The organism is Saccharibacillus sp. O23, assembly GCF_002205895.1.
Taxonomy (GTDB): Bacteria; Bacillota; Bacilli; order Paenibacillales; family Paenibacillaceae; genus Saccharibacillus.
In genome coordinates this window covers 161,545-175,576 of sequence record NZ_NJDE01000007.1, presented here as the reverse complement: position 1 = coordinate 175,576, position 14,032 = coordinate 161,545, and the positions used below count along the sequence as shown (strand labels likewise).

Annotated in this window: 13 protein-coding genes; 4 read left to right on the top strand and 9 right to left on the bottom strand. The window is 58.1% G+C overall.

The features are described from left to right. Positions 1 to 43 precede the first annotated feature (43 nt). Complete coding sequence (locus CDO73_RS09450; RefSeq protein ID WP_088488275.1) at positions 44 to 946, bottom strand: P-loop NTPase family protein; 903 nt, start codon at positions 944 to 946, stop codon at positions 44 to 46. Between the two features lie 188 nt (positions 947 to 1,134). Next, a complete protein-coding gene (locus CDO73_RS09445; RefSeq protein WP_179218650.1) occupies positions 1,135 to 2,847 on the bottom strand; it encodes a methyl-accepting chemotaxis protein in 1,713 nt (570 codons plus the stop codon). A gap of 270 nt (positions 2,848 to 3,117) precedes the next feature. Between CDO73_RS09445 and CDO73_RS09440 the strand changes: the two genes are divergently transcribed. From CDO73_RS09440 to CDO73_RS09425, 3 genes are all read left to right on the top strand, one after another. Further along, a complete protein-coding gene (locus CDO73_RS09440; protein WP_088488273.1) occupies positions 3,118 to 4,833 on the top strand; it encodes a cellulase family glycosylhydrolase in 1,716 nt (571 codons plus the stop codon). Positions 4,834 to 5,109: 276 nt separating this feature from the next. After that, positions 5,110 to 6,219, top strand: coding sequence for an aminopeptidase (locus tag CDO73_RS09430; RefSeq protein WP_088488271.1), 1,110 nt, complete (start codon positions 5,110 to 5,112; stop codon positions 6,217 to 6,219). A 358-nt stretch (positions 6,220 to 6,577) separates the two neighbouring features. Next, positions 6,578 to 6,994 (top strand): DoxX family protein, encoded by a 417-nt coding sequence (locus CDO73_RS09425; protein WP_088488270.1) that lies wholly within the window; start codon positions 6,578 to 6,580, stop codon positions 6,992 to 6,994. A gap of 450 nt (positions 6,995 to 7,444) precedes the next feature. On the opposite strand, the gene CDO73_RS09420 is transcribed toward CDO73_RS09425, so the two are convergent. The 7 genes from CDO73_RS09420 to CDO73_RS09390 form a co-directional block, all read right to left on the bottom strand. After that, on the bottom strand, positions 7,445 to 8,059 hold the full coding sequence (locus CDO73_RS09420) for a DUF2087 domain-containing protein (protein WP_088488269.1): 615 nt from the start codon (positions 8,057 to 8,059) through the stop codon (positions 7,445 to 7,447). A 93-nt stretch (positions 8,060 to 8,152) separates the two neighbouring features. Next, on the bottom strand, positions 8,153 to 8,761 hold the full coding sequence (locus CDO73_RS09415) for a histidine phosphatase family protein (RefSeq protein ID WP_088488268.1): 609 nt from the start codon (positions 8,759 to 8,761) through the stop codon (positions 8,153 to 8,155). Positions 8,762 to 8,786: 25 nt separating this feature from the next. Continuing rightward, the gene (locus tag CDO73_RS09410; protein ID WP_088488267.1) at positions 8,787 to 10,154 is read right to left on the bottom strand and encodes an MFS transporter; all 1,368 of its coding nucleotides are present in this window, start codon (positions 10,152 to 10,154) and stop codon (positions 8,787 to 8,789) included. 31 nt (positions 10,155 to 10,185) lie between these two features. Then, positions 10,186 to 10,554, bottom strand: coding sequence for a DUF2087 domain-containing protein (locus CDO73_RS09405; protein ID WP_088488266.1), 369 nt, complete (start codon positions 10,552 to 10,554; stop codon positions 10,186 to 10,188). A 237-nt stretch (positions 10,555 to 10,791) separates the two neighbouring features. After that, positions 10,792 to 11,664: a hypothetical protein gene (locus CDO73_RS09400; RefSeq protein ID WP_088488265.1), complete on the bottom strand. Its 873-nt coding sequence runs from the start codon at positions 11,662 to 11,664 to the stop codon at positions 10,792 to 10,794. A gap of 113 nt (positions 11,665 to 11,777) precedes the next feature. Next, positions 11,778 to 12,341 (bottom strand): hypothetical protein, encoded by a 564-nt coding sequence (locus tag CDO73_RS09395; protein WP_088488264.1) that lies wholly within the window; start codon positions 12,339 to 12,341, stop codon positions 11,778 to 11,780. After that, a complete protein-coding gene (locus tag CDO73_RS09390; protein WP_088488263.1) occupies positions 12,338 to 12,922 on the bottom strand; it encodes a hypothetical protein in 585 nt (194 codons plus the stop codon). Before CDO73_RS09390 ends, CDO73_RS09395 begins: the two co-directional genes overlap by 4 nt. Before the next feature lie 220 nt (positions 12,923 to 13,142). Here CDO73_RS09390 and CDO73_RS09385 point away from each other — a divergent pair, with 220 nt between their 5' ends. After that, on the top strand, positions 13,143 to 13,967 hold the full coding sequence (locus CDO73_RS09385) for a polysaccharide deacetylase family protein (protein ID WP_088488262.1): 825 nt from the start codon (positions 13,143 to 13,145) through the stop codon (positions 13,965 to 13,967). The last annotated feature ends 65 nt before the right edge of the window (positions 13,968 to 14,032 follow it).

The window sequence follows — 14,032 nt, the reverse complement described above, 5'->3', positions numbered from 1 at the left end:
GTATAAGCAGGCTTGCGTTATTGGCCGTATACCGGCGCTGCGCTCATTTTTCCAATATTCTTTTCAATCGATCCTCGCGTTCCTTTTCGTCGTAAGCCGAATTGTCCAGCTTATATACCGGACAATTCAAGCGATTCAAGATCTCTTCTTCCAAAGCCCGGCGTGCTTTCAAGACTTCGACGGTGCCCGCGATGACGGACTCCCGGCCGATTGTTTCCGAATCCTCGCTTCGCGGCAACCTTACATTCGCCGCCCCGTAGCCCTGATTCAAATAATAATCCATGAATCCTTCCGACCATTCTCGCGGACGTTCCGCTACGGCTCGGCGAAACGAAAAATCCGAATCCTGCTGATCCACGTAAATCACGATCGGCGAAAGTCCGTCCGCTGCGGCCTCCAACCTTTTGACGTACCCGATCGACGCCTCCGGCTCGGCTCCGCAACGAATCATCGCCATCGTGACCGGATTCTGGATAAAGCAGCATTCGAACAAATAGACCGTGTCTTCCTTCTGATCTTCGGCCCGCGCCGAGAATGCCCGCCAACTGTCGACAAGCAGCTCGACGTGCAGATCAAGCGGCAGCTCGTACAGATCTTTGCCCGCGATCGCCTGCTCGGCTTCGGCCGGCAGCGGCTGCCCGGTTCGTTCGCGAATACGGCGGTAAGCCAGAAGACGCCCTCCCGCTTCGATCCGCGCTTTCGGTCGTTCGTCCGGCTTCAGTCCGTCGATCCATTCGGGAAGCGCCGTTCGCAGCCGCTCCCATTCCGTTTCCGTCAGATAAGCGACTCCTTCGTAATCCGCCGGATGATCGGTTCGTCCTTCTTCGTAAAAGAGCACGTTCAGCTTGGGTTCGATACTCTTCAGTACCCGCCATACCGCTTTTGCCGTAGTCGATTTGCCCGAACCCGGCAGTCCTTCGACCAGAATCAATCTCGTTCGCGCCATTGCGTTCCCCTCCTGACCTTGCCTTGTTTATATCCTAACAAATCCGAAGAAGAGTTTTCGAACCTTTCTTGCTCTTTTCATGCCGCCGATCAGGTTGTTTCCGAAACTTCGGATGCACGCGACAAAAAAAGCCTCCGGCCGATGCCGAAGGCTTGTCTTTCGTATCCGAACGATCCGAACGGACAAGCTTAAATCTTGAACTTCTCCACGATCTCCGATAAGGAATCGGCCATTTCTTTCAACCGGAGCGACGTGCCTTCCATCTCGACCATCGATGCCGATTGTTCTTCGCTCATCGCCGACACTTCTTCGGTCAACGCCGCCATCTCTTCGGTTACGCGAGTAATCTCGAGAACCGAATCTCCGACGGTCTTCGAACCGGCCGACATCTGTTCGACGTTGGCCGCCACTTCCGATACCTGCGCGCTGAGCATGCCGATCCGCTCCACGATCGATTCGAACGCCGTGCCCGCTTCGTCCAACGAAGCTACGCCGTGTTCGACGTTGCCCGAGCTGGATTCGACCAGCTCCACGATGCCGCGGATGCCCGAAGTCATCGCCATGATGATCCGGCTGATCTCTTCCGTCGAACGCGAAGACTGGTCCGCCAGCTTGCGGATTTCGGAAGCGACCACGCTGAAACCGAGTCCGTGTTCGCCTGCGCGAGCGGCTTCGATCGCGGCGTTCAGAGCGAGCAGGTTGGTCTGGCTGGACGTCTCCGAGATATAGCTGGTGATCGACAGCACTTCGTTCGAACGCTGCGCCAACTCCGAGACGCTGCCGCGAATCGTCGAGAACGCGTCGGCCACGCTCTGGACTTCGCTGACGCTCTGCTTGATGCGATGTTCGCCGTCGGCCGCCATCGAACGCGTCTGATCGGCCAGTCCCGCCACTTCGGAAGCCGCTTCCGCCACCTCTTCCAATCCGGCGATCGTCTGCCGCATGACGGAACTGATCTCTTCGGTCTGCGTCACTTGGCGCTCCGAACCGGCCGCCACGCGCTGAATCGAGATCGTGACCTCTTGAACGGCGCGGGCATTCTCCTGCGTGCCCTGCTGAAGAGAAGACGAAGCGCCGGTCAGACGCACGGTATTCTCTTTCAGATCGCGAATCATGTCTTGCAGGCTGATCAACAGCAGATTCGTCGCCTCGCCGAGGTCGCGGATTTCGTCCCGGCTTTTCACTTCGATCCGTTTGGTCAGATCGCCGCCGGAAGAAGCGATTTCTTCGATCGTGCGGGTGACGGCTTTGACGCTGCGCGCGATCCGCGTAGAAATGAACCAGGACAGAAATGCCGCGACCAGAACGACGGTTCCGAGCAGCACGAACAGCAGGATTTTCAACTGCTGATTGCTCTCGTGAAGATCGTTTACCCGTTTCGCCGTCAAGCTTTTCTCCGTATCGGTAAACTCGGCGACCACTTGGCGGAAAGCATCCATATCCTGCTTGCCCGGGTCGTCGGCGAAGAACTGCCGAATGCCTTCCGTATCTCCGGCGCGCTTCATGGAGATCGTGGCTTCTCCGGCTACCTGAACCCAATTCTCGATCTTGCCTTTGGCCTCGTCGAGTTTGGCCTGCTGGGCCGGATTGTCGGAGACCAGCTCGTACAGCGCGTTGTAGTTCTCTTCCCAGTCCGCTTTGCCCTTATTGTAAGGATCGAGATATTTCTCTTCGCCCGTGATGATGAATCCGCGCTGACCCGTTTCCATGTCGACGGCATTTTTCTCGATTTGGTTGGCCCGATCATGCACTTCCATATCGTGTCCCGCGACGAAATTCATTTCGTCTTCCAACTTATCGATCTGCGCCCGCACGACAAAGATCGCCGCCGCGAGGGCCAAAATGACGACCAAATAACCGATGCCGATCTTGGTCCCTATATTAAACTTGGCATTTTTCATCTTTTCTGCACTCTCCCTTGTTGTATGCCAATGGCTTGAAATGATATTCGAATAGATAACAATTTTAGTATCGGAATAAGTGCTCTCGATATAAAGCCCCTGCTTAGAAAAAAAATCCATTTTCTGAAGTTCGCTATCCCGATCGCGATATACAAATTTTTCAAATTTTCGATAACGTTTTATGTTCAGCGAATTCCCGTAAGGGTAATGATAAAGCGGTTACAAAAAAGGCGAGTCCCTGTTTTCCATTACATAATCGAGGAGGTTCACATGTTCAAAAAACGCTTCAAACCGGCTGCCGCCGTTCTGCTGACCGCGGTTCTTCTGCTCTCGCTGCTGCCTTTGCCGTCCGGAGTCGCTTCCGCCGCTTCCCCGCCCAAAAGCAAAATGCAGACTTACGTCGACAACATGCAGCCGGGCTGGAACTTGGGCAATACGCTCGATTCCGTCGGGCCGGACGAAACGGCGTGGGGCAATCCTCGCGTTACGCGCGAGCTGATCAAACAGATCTCCCGCCAAGGGTTCAAAAGCATCCGTATTCCGGTCACTTGGGACAACCATATCGGACCCGCGCCGGACTATAAGATCGACCCCGCTTATCTCGACCGCGTGGCGGAAGTCGTCGGCTGGGCGAGATCCGAGAATCTGTACGTTTTGATCAACGTGCATCATGATTCGTGGGTCTGGATCAGCAAAATGCAGCAGAATCATGATGCGACGCTGGCCCGTTATAACGCGATCTGGAAGCAGACGGCCGAGCGCTTCAAGAACGAGTCCGACAAGCTCTCGTTCGAGAGCGTCAACGAACCGCGCTTCACCGAAGGCGGCACGACCGACGAAGCGCAAGCCCAGAAAATGCTCGACGAGCTGAACCTGTCGTTCCACGAGATCGTGCGAAGCTCCGGCGGCAAGAACGCGACCCGGCCGCTCGTTCTGCCGACGCTCGAGACGTCGCCGACGCAGGAGCGCATGAACGCGTTATCCAAGACGTTCCGGCAGCTCGAAGCCGACAAAAATCTCATCGCGACCGTGCATTATTACGGCTACTGGCCGTTCAGCGTGAACATCGCCGGAACGACCACGTTCGACGAAACGACGCGCAAAGACATTACCACCACGTTCGATAACGTCTACGACACGTTCGTCGCCCAAGGCATTCCGGTCATTCTGGGCGAATACGGTCTGCTCGGTTTCGACAAAAACACGAATACGATCGAACAAGGCGAGAAGCTCAAATTTTTCGAATTCCTGACTTATTACATTCGAGAGAAACATATTACCGGCATGTGGTGGGATAACGGACAGCATTTCGACCGCACGCAGTACAAGTGGTCCGATCCGGAATTGTACGAGATTATCCGGTCCGGCCAGAAACAGCGTTCTTCCGTAGCCGAATCGGATCTGATCCATCTGCGCGAAGGCCAACCGGTCACGGACAAGACGATCGCGCTGCAATTGAACGGCAACAAGCTGACTTCGCTCAAAGCGGACGGCAAACGCCTTACGAAAAACAAAGATTATACGCTGAACGGCGAAACGCTGACGATTCCCGCAGCGACGCTCGAACGTCTGACGGCATCCGGCAAACTCGGCGTGAACGCCGTATTGACGGCAGGCTTCACCAAAGGCCCGGATTGGAACTTCTACGTAACCGTGCATCGGACGCCGGCGTTGAGCGCATCCGACGGCGCGGCCGCGGACTTCGCGATCCCGACCGACTTCGGCGGCGACAAACTCGCCACGATGGAAGCCGTCTACGTCTCGGGAGGCAACGCCGGTCCGAACGATTGGACCTCGTTCAAAGAATTCGAATCGACGTTCAGCCCGGATTACGCGAACGGCAAGATCGTGCTGCGTCCGGCGCTGCTCGATACGCTGAAGGACGGCCAACCCGTTACGCTGACGTTCTACTTCTGGAGCGGCGATAAGCTGACGTATACGATCACCAAGACAGGCGCGAACGTAAGCGGCCGACCGGCGCAATAAACGGCTTTTCCCGAATCGAATCCCGTTTGCCGCCTGACGGACGACGGACGGATTTCGGCCGGTACCGCTTCCGCCCGTCGTATTCGAACCGGCCGTCCGGCATCGGCTCCCCGATGCCGGGCGGCTTTTCTTTGCTCCGGCAGACAACGCTTCTTTTTTCGATTATGATTAATCCAGTATGGGTATCCAGATTCATGCGCCCATCAGACATCCGTTTCGGATTCGAACGCCGCGGGCGGCGTCCGACAGAACGGGAAGCCGGGAGGAACCTTTACGATGACAGACCCAAGATTGCTGCAGCTCGCGCGTACCGTCGTGCATTATTCGGCAAACGTGCAGCCGGGAGAGAAAGTGCTGATCCGCGCGATGGACACGCATGATGCCGATATCCTCGCTCCTTTTATTGACGAGATCCATGCGGCCGGCGGCCATGCGTTTATCGACTATGCCGATTACGCCGTGAACCGGCGCATGATGCTCGGCGGCAGCGAAGAACAATTCAAGCTCGACGCGGCATTCAAGCTCGAACAGATGAAACAAATGGACGCGGTCTTGATCGTGCTCGGCGAGAACAACGTCTCCGAATATGCGGACGTGCCGTCCGACAAACGCGACGCTTACCGCAAATGGTACGCGCCGGTCACGAACGAACAAACGAAGAAAAAATGGATTCTGTTCAATTATCCGAACAAAGCGTACGCGCAGTTGGCGCAGATGAGCACCGAGACTTACACGCAGTTCCTGTACGATACCTGCACGATGGATTACGGCCGGATGTCCGCCGCGATGGACCCGCTGACCGAACTGATGAACAAGACGGAGAACGTGCGGATCGTCGCGCCGGGCACGGATCTGCGCTTCTCGATCGCGGGGATTCCGGCGATCAAATGCGACGGCAAAGTCAACCTGCCCGACGGCGAAGTCTATACGGCTCCGGTCCGCGATTCCGTCGAAGGCACCATCTCGTTCAACACCCGCTCTTCTTATCTGGGCCAGAGTTTCGGGGACTTGTCGTTCACGTTCGAAAAAGGCAGGGTCGTCTCCTGCCGCAGCGATAACGGGACGAAGCTGCAAGAACTGCTCGATACCGACGAAGGTTCGCGCTATATCGGCGAGTTCGCGATCGGGACCAATCCTTACGTGAACCGGGTCATGAACGATATCGGCTTCGACGAGAAGATCAACGGCAGCATCCATTTCGCGCTCGGACAAGCTTACGAGAACGCGGACAACGGCAACGCGTCCGATATCCATTGGGATATCGTGCTGCTGATGAAAGAAGAATTCGGCGGCGGCGAGATCTATTTCGACGACGTATTGATCAGCAAGAACGGGCGTTTCGTGCTCGATTCGCTGTCGGGGCTGAATCCGGAGAACTTGAGCTGAAGACCGGCAGCGCCGCAGGATCGATAAGAAAACCGCAGAGTTTCGAACAAAAACGGCTTCGGCCGTTTTTTTGTTGCGCATCTATCGGCTCGTCAAAAAGGATGCGATCGCCCAAGATAAGACGGCGACCTTCCACTTGAACGGCCGCGCGAAAGGCATACACGGCAGGCTCGGTACAGAGCATGACCCTATGCCTGATCGCCGCGCTTTTGACGCTGCTCGGCGTTGCTTGGGCGAGCGGCGGGTAATACACCATATTCGCATCCTTAATTTCCGCAAACTTACAGCCTCAGCCCGTTACGTCGACCCAATTGCGGGTCAACGTAACGGGCAATCTACAGACAAGGAGCTGAACGCGATGAACGACCGCAATCCCTCGACGACCGTCCCGCGCACGATCGGACGCATCTTGTTCGCGCTGCTGTTCGTGGCTGCGGGGATTTACCATTTCCAAGAAACGATCGGCTTCGCCGCCATGCTGCCGGACTTCGTGCCGCTGCGCAAATGGATCATCTGGATCTCCGGCGTCGTCGAGTGGATTCTGGCGATCCTGCTGTTCGTGCCGCCGATCCGCAAGAAGATGGGCATCATCATCACGATCTACCTGATCGCCATCTTCCCGGCCAACATCTATGCGGCGATCATGAACATTCCGATGCCCGGCCAACATTACACCCCGCCGATCTATCTCTGGCTGCGCCTGCTCGTGCAGCCGCTGTTCATCTGGTGGATCTTGTGGGCGACGCGCCCTCCGAAAGAAGCTCGAAGATCTTGATCATAACGCGCGAAGAAGCTGCCGGGAACCTTACCGGCAGCTTCTTTATTTCGGGTCCGATCTTGGGGCGGCTCGATCCAAGCCGTTAGCGCGGCGAGGATCGGCCGTTCAACTAATGCTTTCGCAGAAAAACGGCGCTAACGGATCGTAGATTCCTTAGCGCCGCAAATCAAGCCTTTTTCTGGCGCTAACGGATCGTAGATTCGTTAGACGTTCTCCGCGTCCCTTTTTCGCTGCAAAATCGTCCGATTTCCGCGCTAAGCGTCATCTGGTTCCGTTAAAATTTCGAAACGCCGTAAAAAGCGCGCTAAGCGTCGTCTCGATCCGTTAGCGCGACGAAACCCTGTTTCGACGGCAGGAATCGCGGCCTTTTTCCGCCGACGCTCCGATCGTCTCGTCTATTTCTCCGCCGACTTGACGATCGCCGGCTCGATCCGCTGCACACATCGCCTATTTCAACGTCTCCCACCTTGCCCACAGCTCCGGCGGATTCAATTCGTAGATGCCGTCTTCGCGGAACATGTATTGATGCATGATGAACTCGCGTCGCAAGGTGGCGAAGTCGTCATGATAGTTTTTGATAAAGGCATTGATCTCTTTCTCTTCGTATCGGCGACCCGCTTCCAGATGCCGCACCATTTCTTCGAGCACGATCAGTTTCTTTTTGAGCTGGGCCGGGATGCTTTTCAGGCGGCCGTCCGCGGCGAAAAAGCTTTTCAGCACGGAAGCGCGCGTCTTCTCCCGCTGCTCCAGAACGGAAGGTTCGGTCTCGACCGCCTCGCCGTCCGCTCCGCGACGATAGATCAACTCGGCCGTGGCCGTACCGCCGACGCGGATAAAATAATCGTCGAGCGAGAAGTAAATCGTATTTTTGTCCCGCCGTTCCCGAATCAGGCTCGCCGCCCGCAGCTTCGACGCATGATGCGTGATCGTGGCCGGGGTGACGCTGAGGCGCTGGGCCAGCGCCTGCCCGTTCAGCTCGCCTTCGCTGAGCAGGATCAGCATCCGAATCCGCGTCGGATCGGCCAACGCTTTATGATAGGCGACCAGTTTGTCCAATTGCATGCCAACCGCGCTCCTCTCGGGTTCGTTTCTTCGTTTCGCGGAGACAGCCGATCTTCTTCGGACCTACAGCCGGCGAAACTCGCGACTTTTATTTTACTCCAAATGCCGAATATCCGCGAATCGTCCCAAGCGACAGGTTCCGTCGTCTCGAACGGTCAGCTCCGTAACGGAACATTCGGGAATCAGGCGGCTCTGCATCGCGACAAAATCGGGATGCGCAAGATTCAAGTCCTTTTCCTCGAACGCGCAGACCAGAAAATCGGTGATCAAGCCTCCGTGCGTCACAAAAACGAGTTCGTCGCCGGGCTCGAAACGCGACGTCCAATCGCTTAGAGCCGCCTGCAGCCTCGATGCCGCGCGGCGGACAGAATCCCCGCCTCCCGGCGGTTCGTAATCGGCATCGAGCGTGCAGCGCTCCCAGACCTCGATAAACGCTTCGAAGGACTGGCCCGGAATATCGCCCCAGTTGGCGCGCTCCCGCAGACGGGCATCTTGCTGTACGGGGATGCCGATCCGCTCCGCGAGGCATTCGGCCGTTTCGACGGTCCGGCGCAGCGGACTGGAGACGATCGCGGCGACCGGACGGCCGCTCAAGAACCGGGCCGTCGCCCGGGCCTGCCGCACCCCTTCCGAAGTCAGCGGAACGTCGCCGAACCATTTTTCTTTGTATCCGTGACGCACTAACCAGACGGTCGCGCTCATGATTCTCCTCCTTTTTTCGTTCAAGTCAGCCTTCTATCGAGGACGGCCGCCGCGGCTTCGGTCCGGCGACCGTGCCGTTCAACTGCCGGCGCAGCGGAAGCAGCGTCAGAGCCGGGACGCAGGAAACGACGATCAGCAGGCCGGCTCCGAGCCCGATCGTCCGCGCGGGCAGGAGATCCAGCAGAACGCCTGCCGCGAGCATGGATACGCCCATCGTGACGTTGGCCAACGTCTCGTTCAGCGCGAACGCCCGCCCGTGTACCGCTTCCGGCACCGCCCGCATCACGAGCGTCACCAACGCGGCGTTGCCGATTCCGCCGCCCAGCGTCGCCAGCAGAATGAAGACCGCGCCCAGCGCCAGATTCGGCGCGGCGCTGACCAGCACATGCGCCGATCCTTCGATCGCCGCGCCCGCGACGACGGCTTGCACGGGCCAACGCTTGAAGCTCGGCGCCAGCAAGCCGCCGAGGATAAAGCCCAGACCGAGCGAGCCGTACAGCACCCCGACGCCCCGGTCGCCCGCTCCGAATACCTGATACCCGTAGACGCTGATCAATACGTTGATCGCTCCGCCGCCGATCGCCCAAGCGATCGACTGGATCGCGACCACTTTCATCAGCGCGGAGCCGCGAAACGTCTTCCAGAAAGCCGCGGCTTCGCGGCTCGCTTGCGCCGATTCGCGGCGCTTGGCCGAAGCCTGCGCCGCCCCGGCCCGTTCGGCGGCCGGTTCGATCGCCGCTTCCGGCCGAAGCTCTTCCGATCTGGTACTGCCGGCTGCTTCCGCCGGCCCAACCGGATTCGCTTCGCTCTTCCGATGCGCGTAAGGCATCGTCCACACCAGCAGTCCCGAGATCAGGAACGTCGCCGCGTTCAGAAGAAACGAACCCTGCGGCCCGAAGGCCGCGCTGGCCGCTCCGCCGAGCGTCGCGCCGAGCATCATGTTCATGCCGCCGAGCGTCTGGTCGAACGCGTTGGCCGCGGGCAGGTTCTCCGCGCTTACGATGCGCGGGATCAGCGATTGCCTCGCCGGCAGCGACAGCGCCGAGAAGGCTACCAAGCCGATCGTCGCGGCATAGGCGATCCAGATCCGGTCCGGCGAGTCCGCCAGCAGCAGGGACGACGCCAGCGCGATGCGCGAGAAATCCGAGACCACGAGGAGGGTCTTCTTGTTCCCGCGGTCGGCGAGCCATCCGCCGACCGGTCCCATGATCAGGAACGGCAGCGTTCTCGCCGCCAGCGTCAGGCCGACCGCCATGCCCGATCCGGTAAGCTGAAGCAGCAGGCTCAAGATCGCCACGCTGCTGAACCAATCGCCGATCCCGCTGACGAAGTTGGCGGCGGCCAGTTTGCGATAAGACGGTTCTTTTTTCCACAATCTCGACAATTCGTTCATGATATCTCCCTCCGCAAAGCCCGTGGTCCGCTTAACTCAATTCTTCCCAGCGGCGAGCTGCCGAGCGAGGATTTCTTCGGTAAATCTCGCGGTCGCGCGACATAAAGCCCTGCACGATGAATTCCCGGCGGATCGTCGCGTAATCCTCGTGGTACAGCCGAATATACGCGTTGATCTCGCTCTCTTCGTAAGCGCGTTCCGGGTCCAAGCCGTCGACCAGATGCTCCAGCACGATCAACTTTTTCTTCAGCTGCGTCGGCAGGCTCTTGAGCCGTCCTTCCCGATCCGTAAAATTCCGCACGACCGAATCTCTTAATCGGCATTCCTCGGGATTCAACCCGCTCGCTTGCGGCTTCGTCTCCCGATCGGTATCCGGCTGCCGTTCTCTCGTATTCGTCATGAATCTCGACTCCTCTAATTAAATTTAACATTTATCTAATTAGATATTTGTTAAAATAGATAATAGCGAGGAACTTTTTTTCTGTCAATAACAAAAAAAGCGAGCCGCATGGCGGCCCGCTTTTTCCGATCTTCCGATTTTCGTTCGATTCCTGCATTCCATGCCTAGATTCCGTGCTTTGATCGGCTTGGACTCGTCGCTTCGTTTCGCGCTTCCCGATCCGTTACGCGACCTTGTTCAAGCTTCCGGCAGCAGCAGCCGCCAGAACTGCCAAGCCGCCAGATATTCGTCCAGCTCGCTCGACGATTCCGCGGCGCGCTCGCCCATCCGGCAGTAGAGGCGCAGCAGCGTTTCCTGCACCAAGCGTTCCTGATCGCCGCTTTTCGCGTCGAGGCGCGAATACGCGTCGAACAACGTCTCCAGCGCCAGATCGTCCGGCGTCGAACAGAACGCCTGCACCAGATCGTAGAGCACCGGTCCCGCGACCGGCTTAGGCTCCAGCACGCCGACCAGTTCTTTGCCGCGGAATACGAAGTGATGCGCGTCCGCATTGCCGTGCAGCAGGTATTTGCTTCCCGTTTCCGCCAGCGGCTCCAGCAGCAGCGCGACCCGCTCGCAATCTTCCGCCGGCTGCAGGCCGTTCAGGTTCTCGCGGGCTTTGGACAGCTCGCGTTCGTTGAATTCGCTCCACGACGAGCACGGTTCGGTCAGATGGCCCCATTGGCCGCCCGCTTCGTCCGTCTCGCAGCCGTTAAGCAGATCGGCGACCAGCGCGGTCAGCCAGACTTTTTTGAGTCCGCGGCTTTCCGCGTCCCGACCGGTCGTTCCTTCGACGTAAGGTTGGACCAGATACCCTTTGACCGGATCGGCGTAGAGCACTTTCGGCAGCAGCGGGCTGTCGGGATAGGCTTTGTGGAGCTGTTCGGCCATCGCGATATTTTCGGGCACGTCCATGCGCAGCGAATATTTCGGTTTCCCGTCCGCCGTAAGCACGTAGGTACGTTTGCTTTCTTCTTCGGACTCGGGCTTCTCGCGAAGCTCGACCGTTTCGATGATGCCTTTCATAAACAAATGCTGAATCGTGGCGTAAATGCGCGGTGCAAGAGTCATGCTTTCTTTTTCCCCCTAATGCTTGTAGTGCTTGGTTTCTGCGTCGGACAACTGCTGTATTCTAACACGTCGGGGGAAGTTGCAAAAGAGTTTCTCGGCCGCGCCTTCGTCGTTCAGTCCTCGAACAACTCCGGATAATACTTCGGACATATGCAATTGCGGTTGTCGTTCGGCGGATCGATCAGCCGTTCTTGCAGCGGCGCGAGCAGCGGCTCCAAGTGCTCGGCCGCGGCCTCGACGGTCGAAGCGCTCACTTCGTACGGATTGTCCGGATCGGAGACGCCGATCTCCAGACGGTCGCTATAGATCCATGCAAAAGCCTCCACTCCGCCGATTTTCGCGTTTCCCGGCTGAAGAACATCCGGGTAATCCAGCGACCGAACCTGTCTGGGCCAATCCGGTTCGCCTTCCCGAATCGGCTGCAATTCGATGCCCAGCAGACCGCAGACCGATTCCAACTCGCTCCGGCTGCCGACCGCCACCGCCGCAAGCAGCCGGTCCCCGTCTCCCGCATGTCCGCCGGTCGCGCGTCGGTAGCGCAAGTACCGCAGCGTATGCGCCCATTCCCGGAGTTCTTCCGGGGAATGGCGTTCATGCAGATAACGCCGCCAGCGTTCTTCCGGACCGACCTGAAAATCGCCCAGCAGATGCAGCGGTTTCTTCTTGCTGCCGCTCATTCGAAATACTCCGGGTAGAACTTCGGGCAGAAACAATGTTTGTCGTTCAGCGGCGGGTCGACGATCTGCGAGGACAGCCCCAGATCTCCGAGCTTCGCTTCGACGCCCTCCACCGCCTTGATCGTGCGCGGCGTCACGTCGAACGGTTTGTCCGCGTCGGAGATCGTGACGATCAGCTTCGTCGAACGCACCCAGACATGCGCGGGCAGACCGAACAGCTTGAGATGGGCCGGCTGACGAAGATCGTTGTAAGGCTGAATGCGGAACCGGTCGGCGGCCGCGCTCGCCGCGTCCGTCTCCGGCATTTTCTCCAGCTTGATTCCGAGTTTCTCGCACGTCGATTCCAGTTCTTCCCGGGTCGCGATGCGGAACGCCGCCATCAGACGGTCGCGGTCGCCCGTCTGTTCCGGATTCGCCCGGCAGAAGCGGAAGATGTGCAGCCTGCGCGCCCATTCTTTCAATTCGAGCCGGGGATGCGTCTCGTAGAAGTACCGGTACCACATTTCTTCCTGCTCTTCTTTGGTCGGCACGTGGCGTTTAGGTCGTTTTTTTTCCTTGGGGCCGAAGAACAATCTCCACATGGACGAACCCTCCATTTCCGGTGCGTAAGGTTGATAGATCCGGCGCTTGAAGCCGTCTCGCCGTCTTCTTACCGTTATTGTACCCGCGGAACGGGCGTTTGCGAGATGCGACCGCGTTTTTTGCGAAAAAAATACCGCGCGCATCGCTTTGCCCGCATTGACCCGCCGCTTCTGTAAGCGTATTCTTATCGGGGTACACCGATACATAAGGAGGAGAATCATGAACAGCCCGAATGTTTCTTTGAACCTTTTTCCCGGAGGACGTTACAAAGCGCTGACTTTCAGCTACGACGACGGACGCCATCAGGACCGCAGGCTCGTCGAACTCTTCAACCGTTACGGACTCAAAGCGACGTTCCACCTCAACTCCGGCAAGTTCGGCACGGATAACGGCGGGTACGTGGAGGAAAGCGAAGTGTCTTCGCTGTACGCGGGGCACGAGATCTCGGCGCATACCGTCCATCATCCGTTTCTGGAGCGCGTGCCGCGCGAGCGGTTGATCACGGAAGTCATCGACGACCGCCGCGCGCTGGAACGATCGGCCGGTTATCCGGTACGTGGCATGTCGTATCCGTTCGGCACGTACGACGATACCGTGGCGGAGACGCTGGGCACGCTCGGGATCCGCTACTGCCGCACCGTTCGTTCGACCGGCGAATTCGCCGTGCCGCAGCGTCCGCTGACTTGGCATCCGACCTGCCATCACAAGCAGATGCGCGAGCATGGAGACAAGTTCCTCGAACTCGATCCGCCCGCGCATTATATCGACTTGTCGCTGCTGTACGTCTGGGGACACAGCTACGAGTTCGACAACGACGACAATTGGCAGGAGATCGAAGACTTCTGCGCCAAGATGAGCGGCCGCGACGATATCTGGTACGCGACGAATATCGAGATCATCGATTATCTGGATGCGCGCAAAAGGTTGGAATTCTCCGTCAACGGGACGATGGTTCGCAATCCGTCCGCTCTTTCCGTATGGATCGCGGTTGACGGCCGAGCGGTCGAAATCGAAGGCGGCGAGACGAAACGGCTGGATATTTGAATAGAACGGCGCAGATCCGGGCATGATCCGAATAAATGCACGCGCGGCAAAAAGGTACGGGAGCG

Bases quoted from the DNA above. Each gene is read 5' to 3' on its own strand.
- CDO73_RS09390 (WP_088488263.1), bottom strand. From the start codon at position 12,922: ATGTGGAGATTGTTCTTCGGCCCCAAGGAAAAAAAACGACCTAAACGC.
- CDO73_RS09410 (WP_088488267.1), bottom strand. From the start codon at position 10,154: ATGAACGAATTGTCGAGATTGTGGAAAAAAGAACCGTCTTATCGCAAA.
- CDO73_RS09450 (WP_088488275.1), bottom strand. From the start codon at position 946: ATGGCGCGAACGAGATTGATTCTGGTCGAAGGACTGCCGGGTTCGGGC.
- CDO73_RS09400 (WP_088488265.1), bottom strand. From the start codon at position 11,664: ATGACTCTTGCACCGCGCATTTACGCCACGATTCAGCATTTGTTTATG.
- CDO73_RS09385 (WP_088488262.1), top strand. From the start codon at position 13,143: ATGAACAGCCCGAATGTTTCTTTGAACCTTTTTCCCGGAGGACGTTAC.
- CDO73_RS09440 (WP_088488273.1), top strand. From the start codon at position 3,118: ATGTTCAAAAAACGCTTCAAACCGGCTGCCGCCGTTCTGCTGACCGCG.
- CDO73_RS09415 (WP_088488268.1), bottom strand. From the start codon at position 8,761: ATGAGCGCGACCGTCTGGTTAGTGCGTCACGGATACAAAGAAAAATGG.
- CDO73_RS09405 (WP_088488266.1), bottom strand. From the start codon at position 10,554: ATGACGAATACGAGAGAACGGCAGCCGGATACCGATCGGGAGACGAAG.
- CDO73_RS09430 (WP_088488271.1), top strand. From the start codon at position 5,110: ATGACAGACCCAAGATTGCTGCAGCTCGCGCGTACCGTCGTGCATTAT.
- CDO73_RS09420 (WP_088488269.1), bottom strand. From the start codon at position 8,059: ATGCAATTGGACAAACTGGTCGCCTATCATAAAGCGTTGGCCGATCCG.
- CDO73_RS09445 (WP_179218650.1), bottom strand. From the start codon at position 2,847: ATGAAAAATGCCAAGTTTAATATAGGGACCAAGATCGGCATCGGTTAT.
- CDO73_RS09425 (WP_088488270.1), top strand. From the start codon at position 6,578: ATGAACGACCGCAATCCCTCGACGACCGTCCCGCGCACGATCGGACGC.
- CDO73_RS09395 (WP_088488264.1), bottom strand. From the start codon at position 12,341: ATGAGCGGCAGCAAGAAGAAACCGCTGCATCTGCTGGGCGATTTTCAG.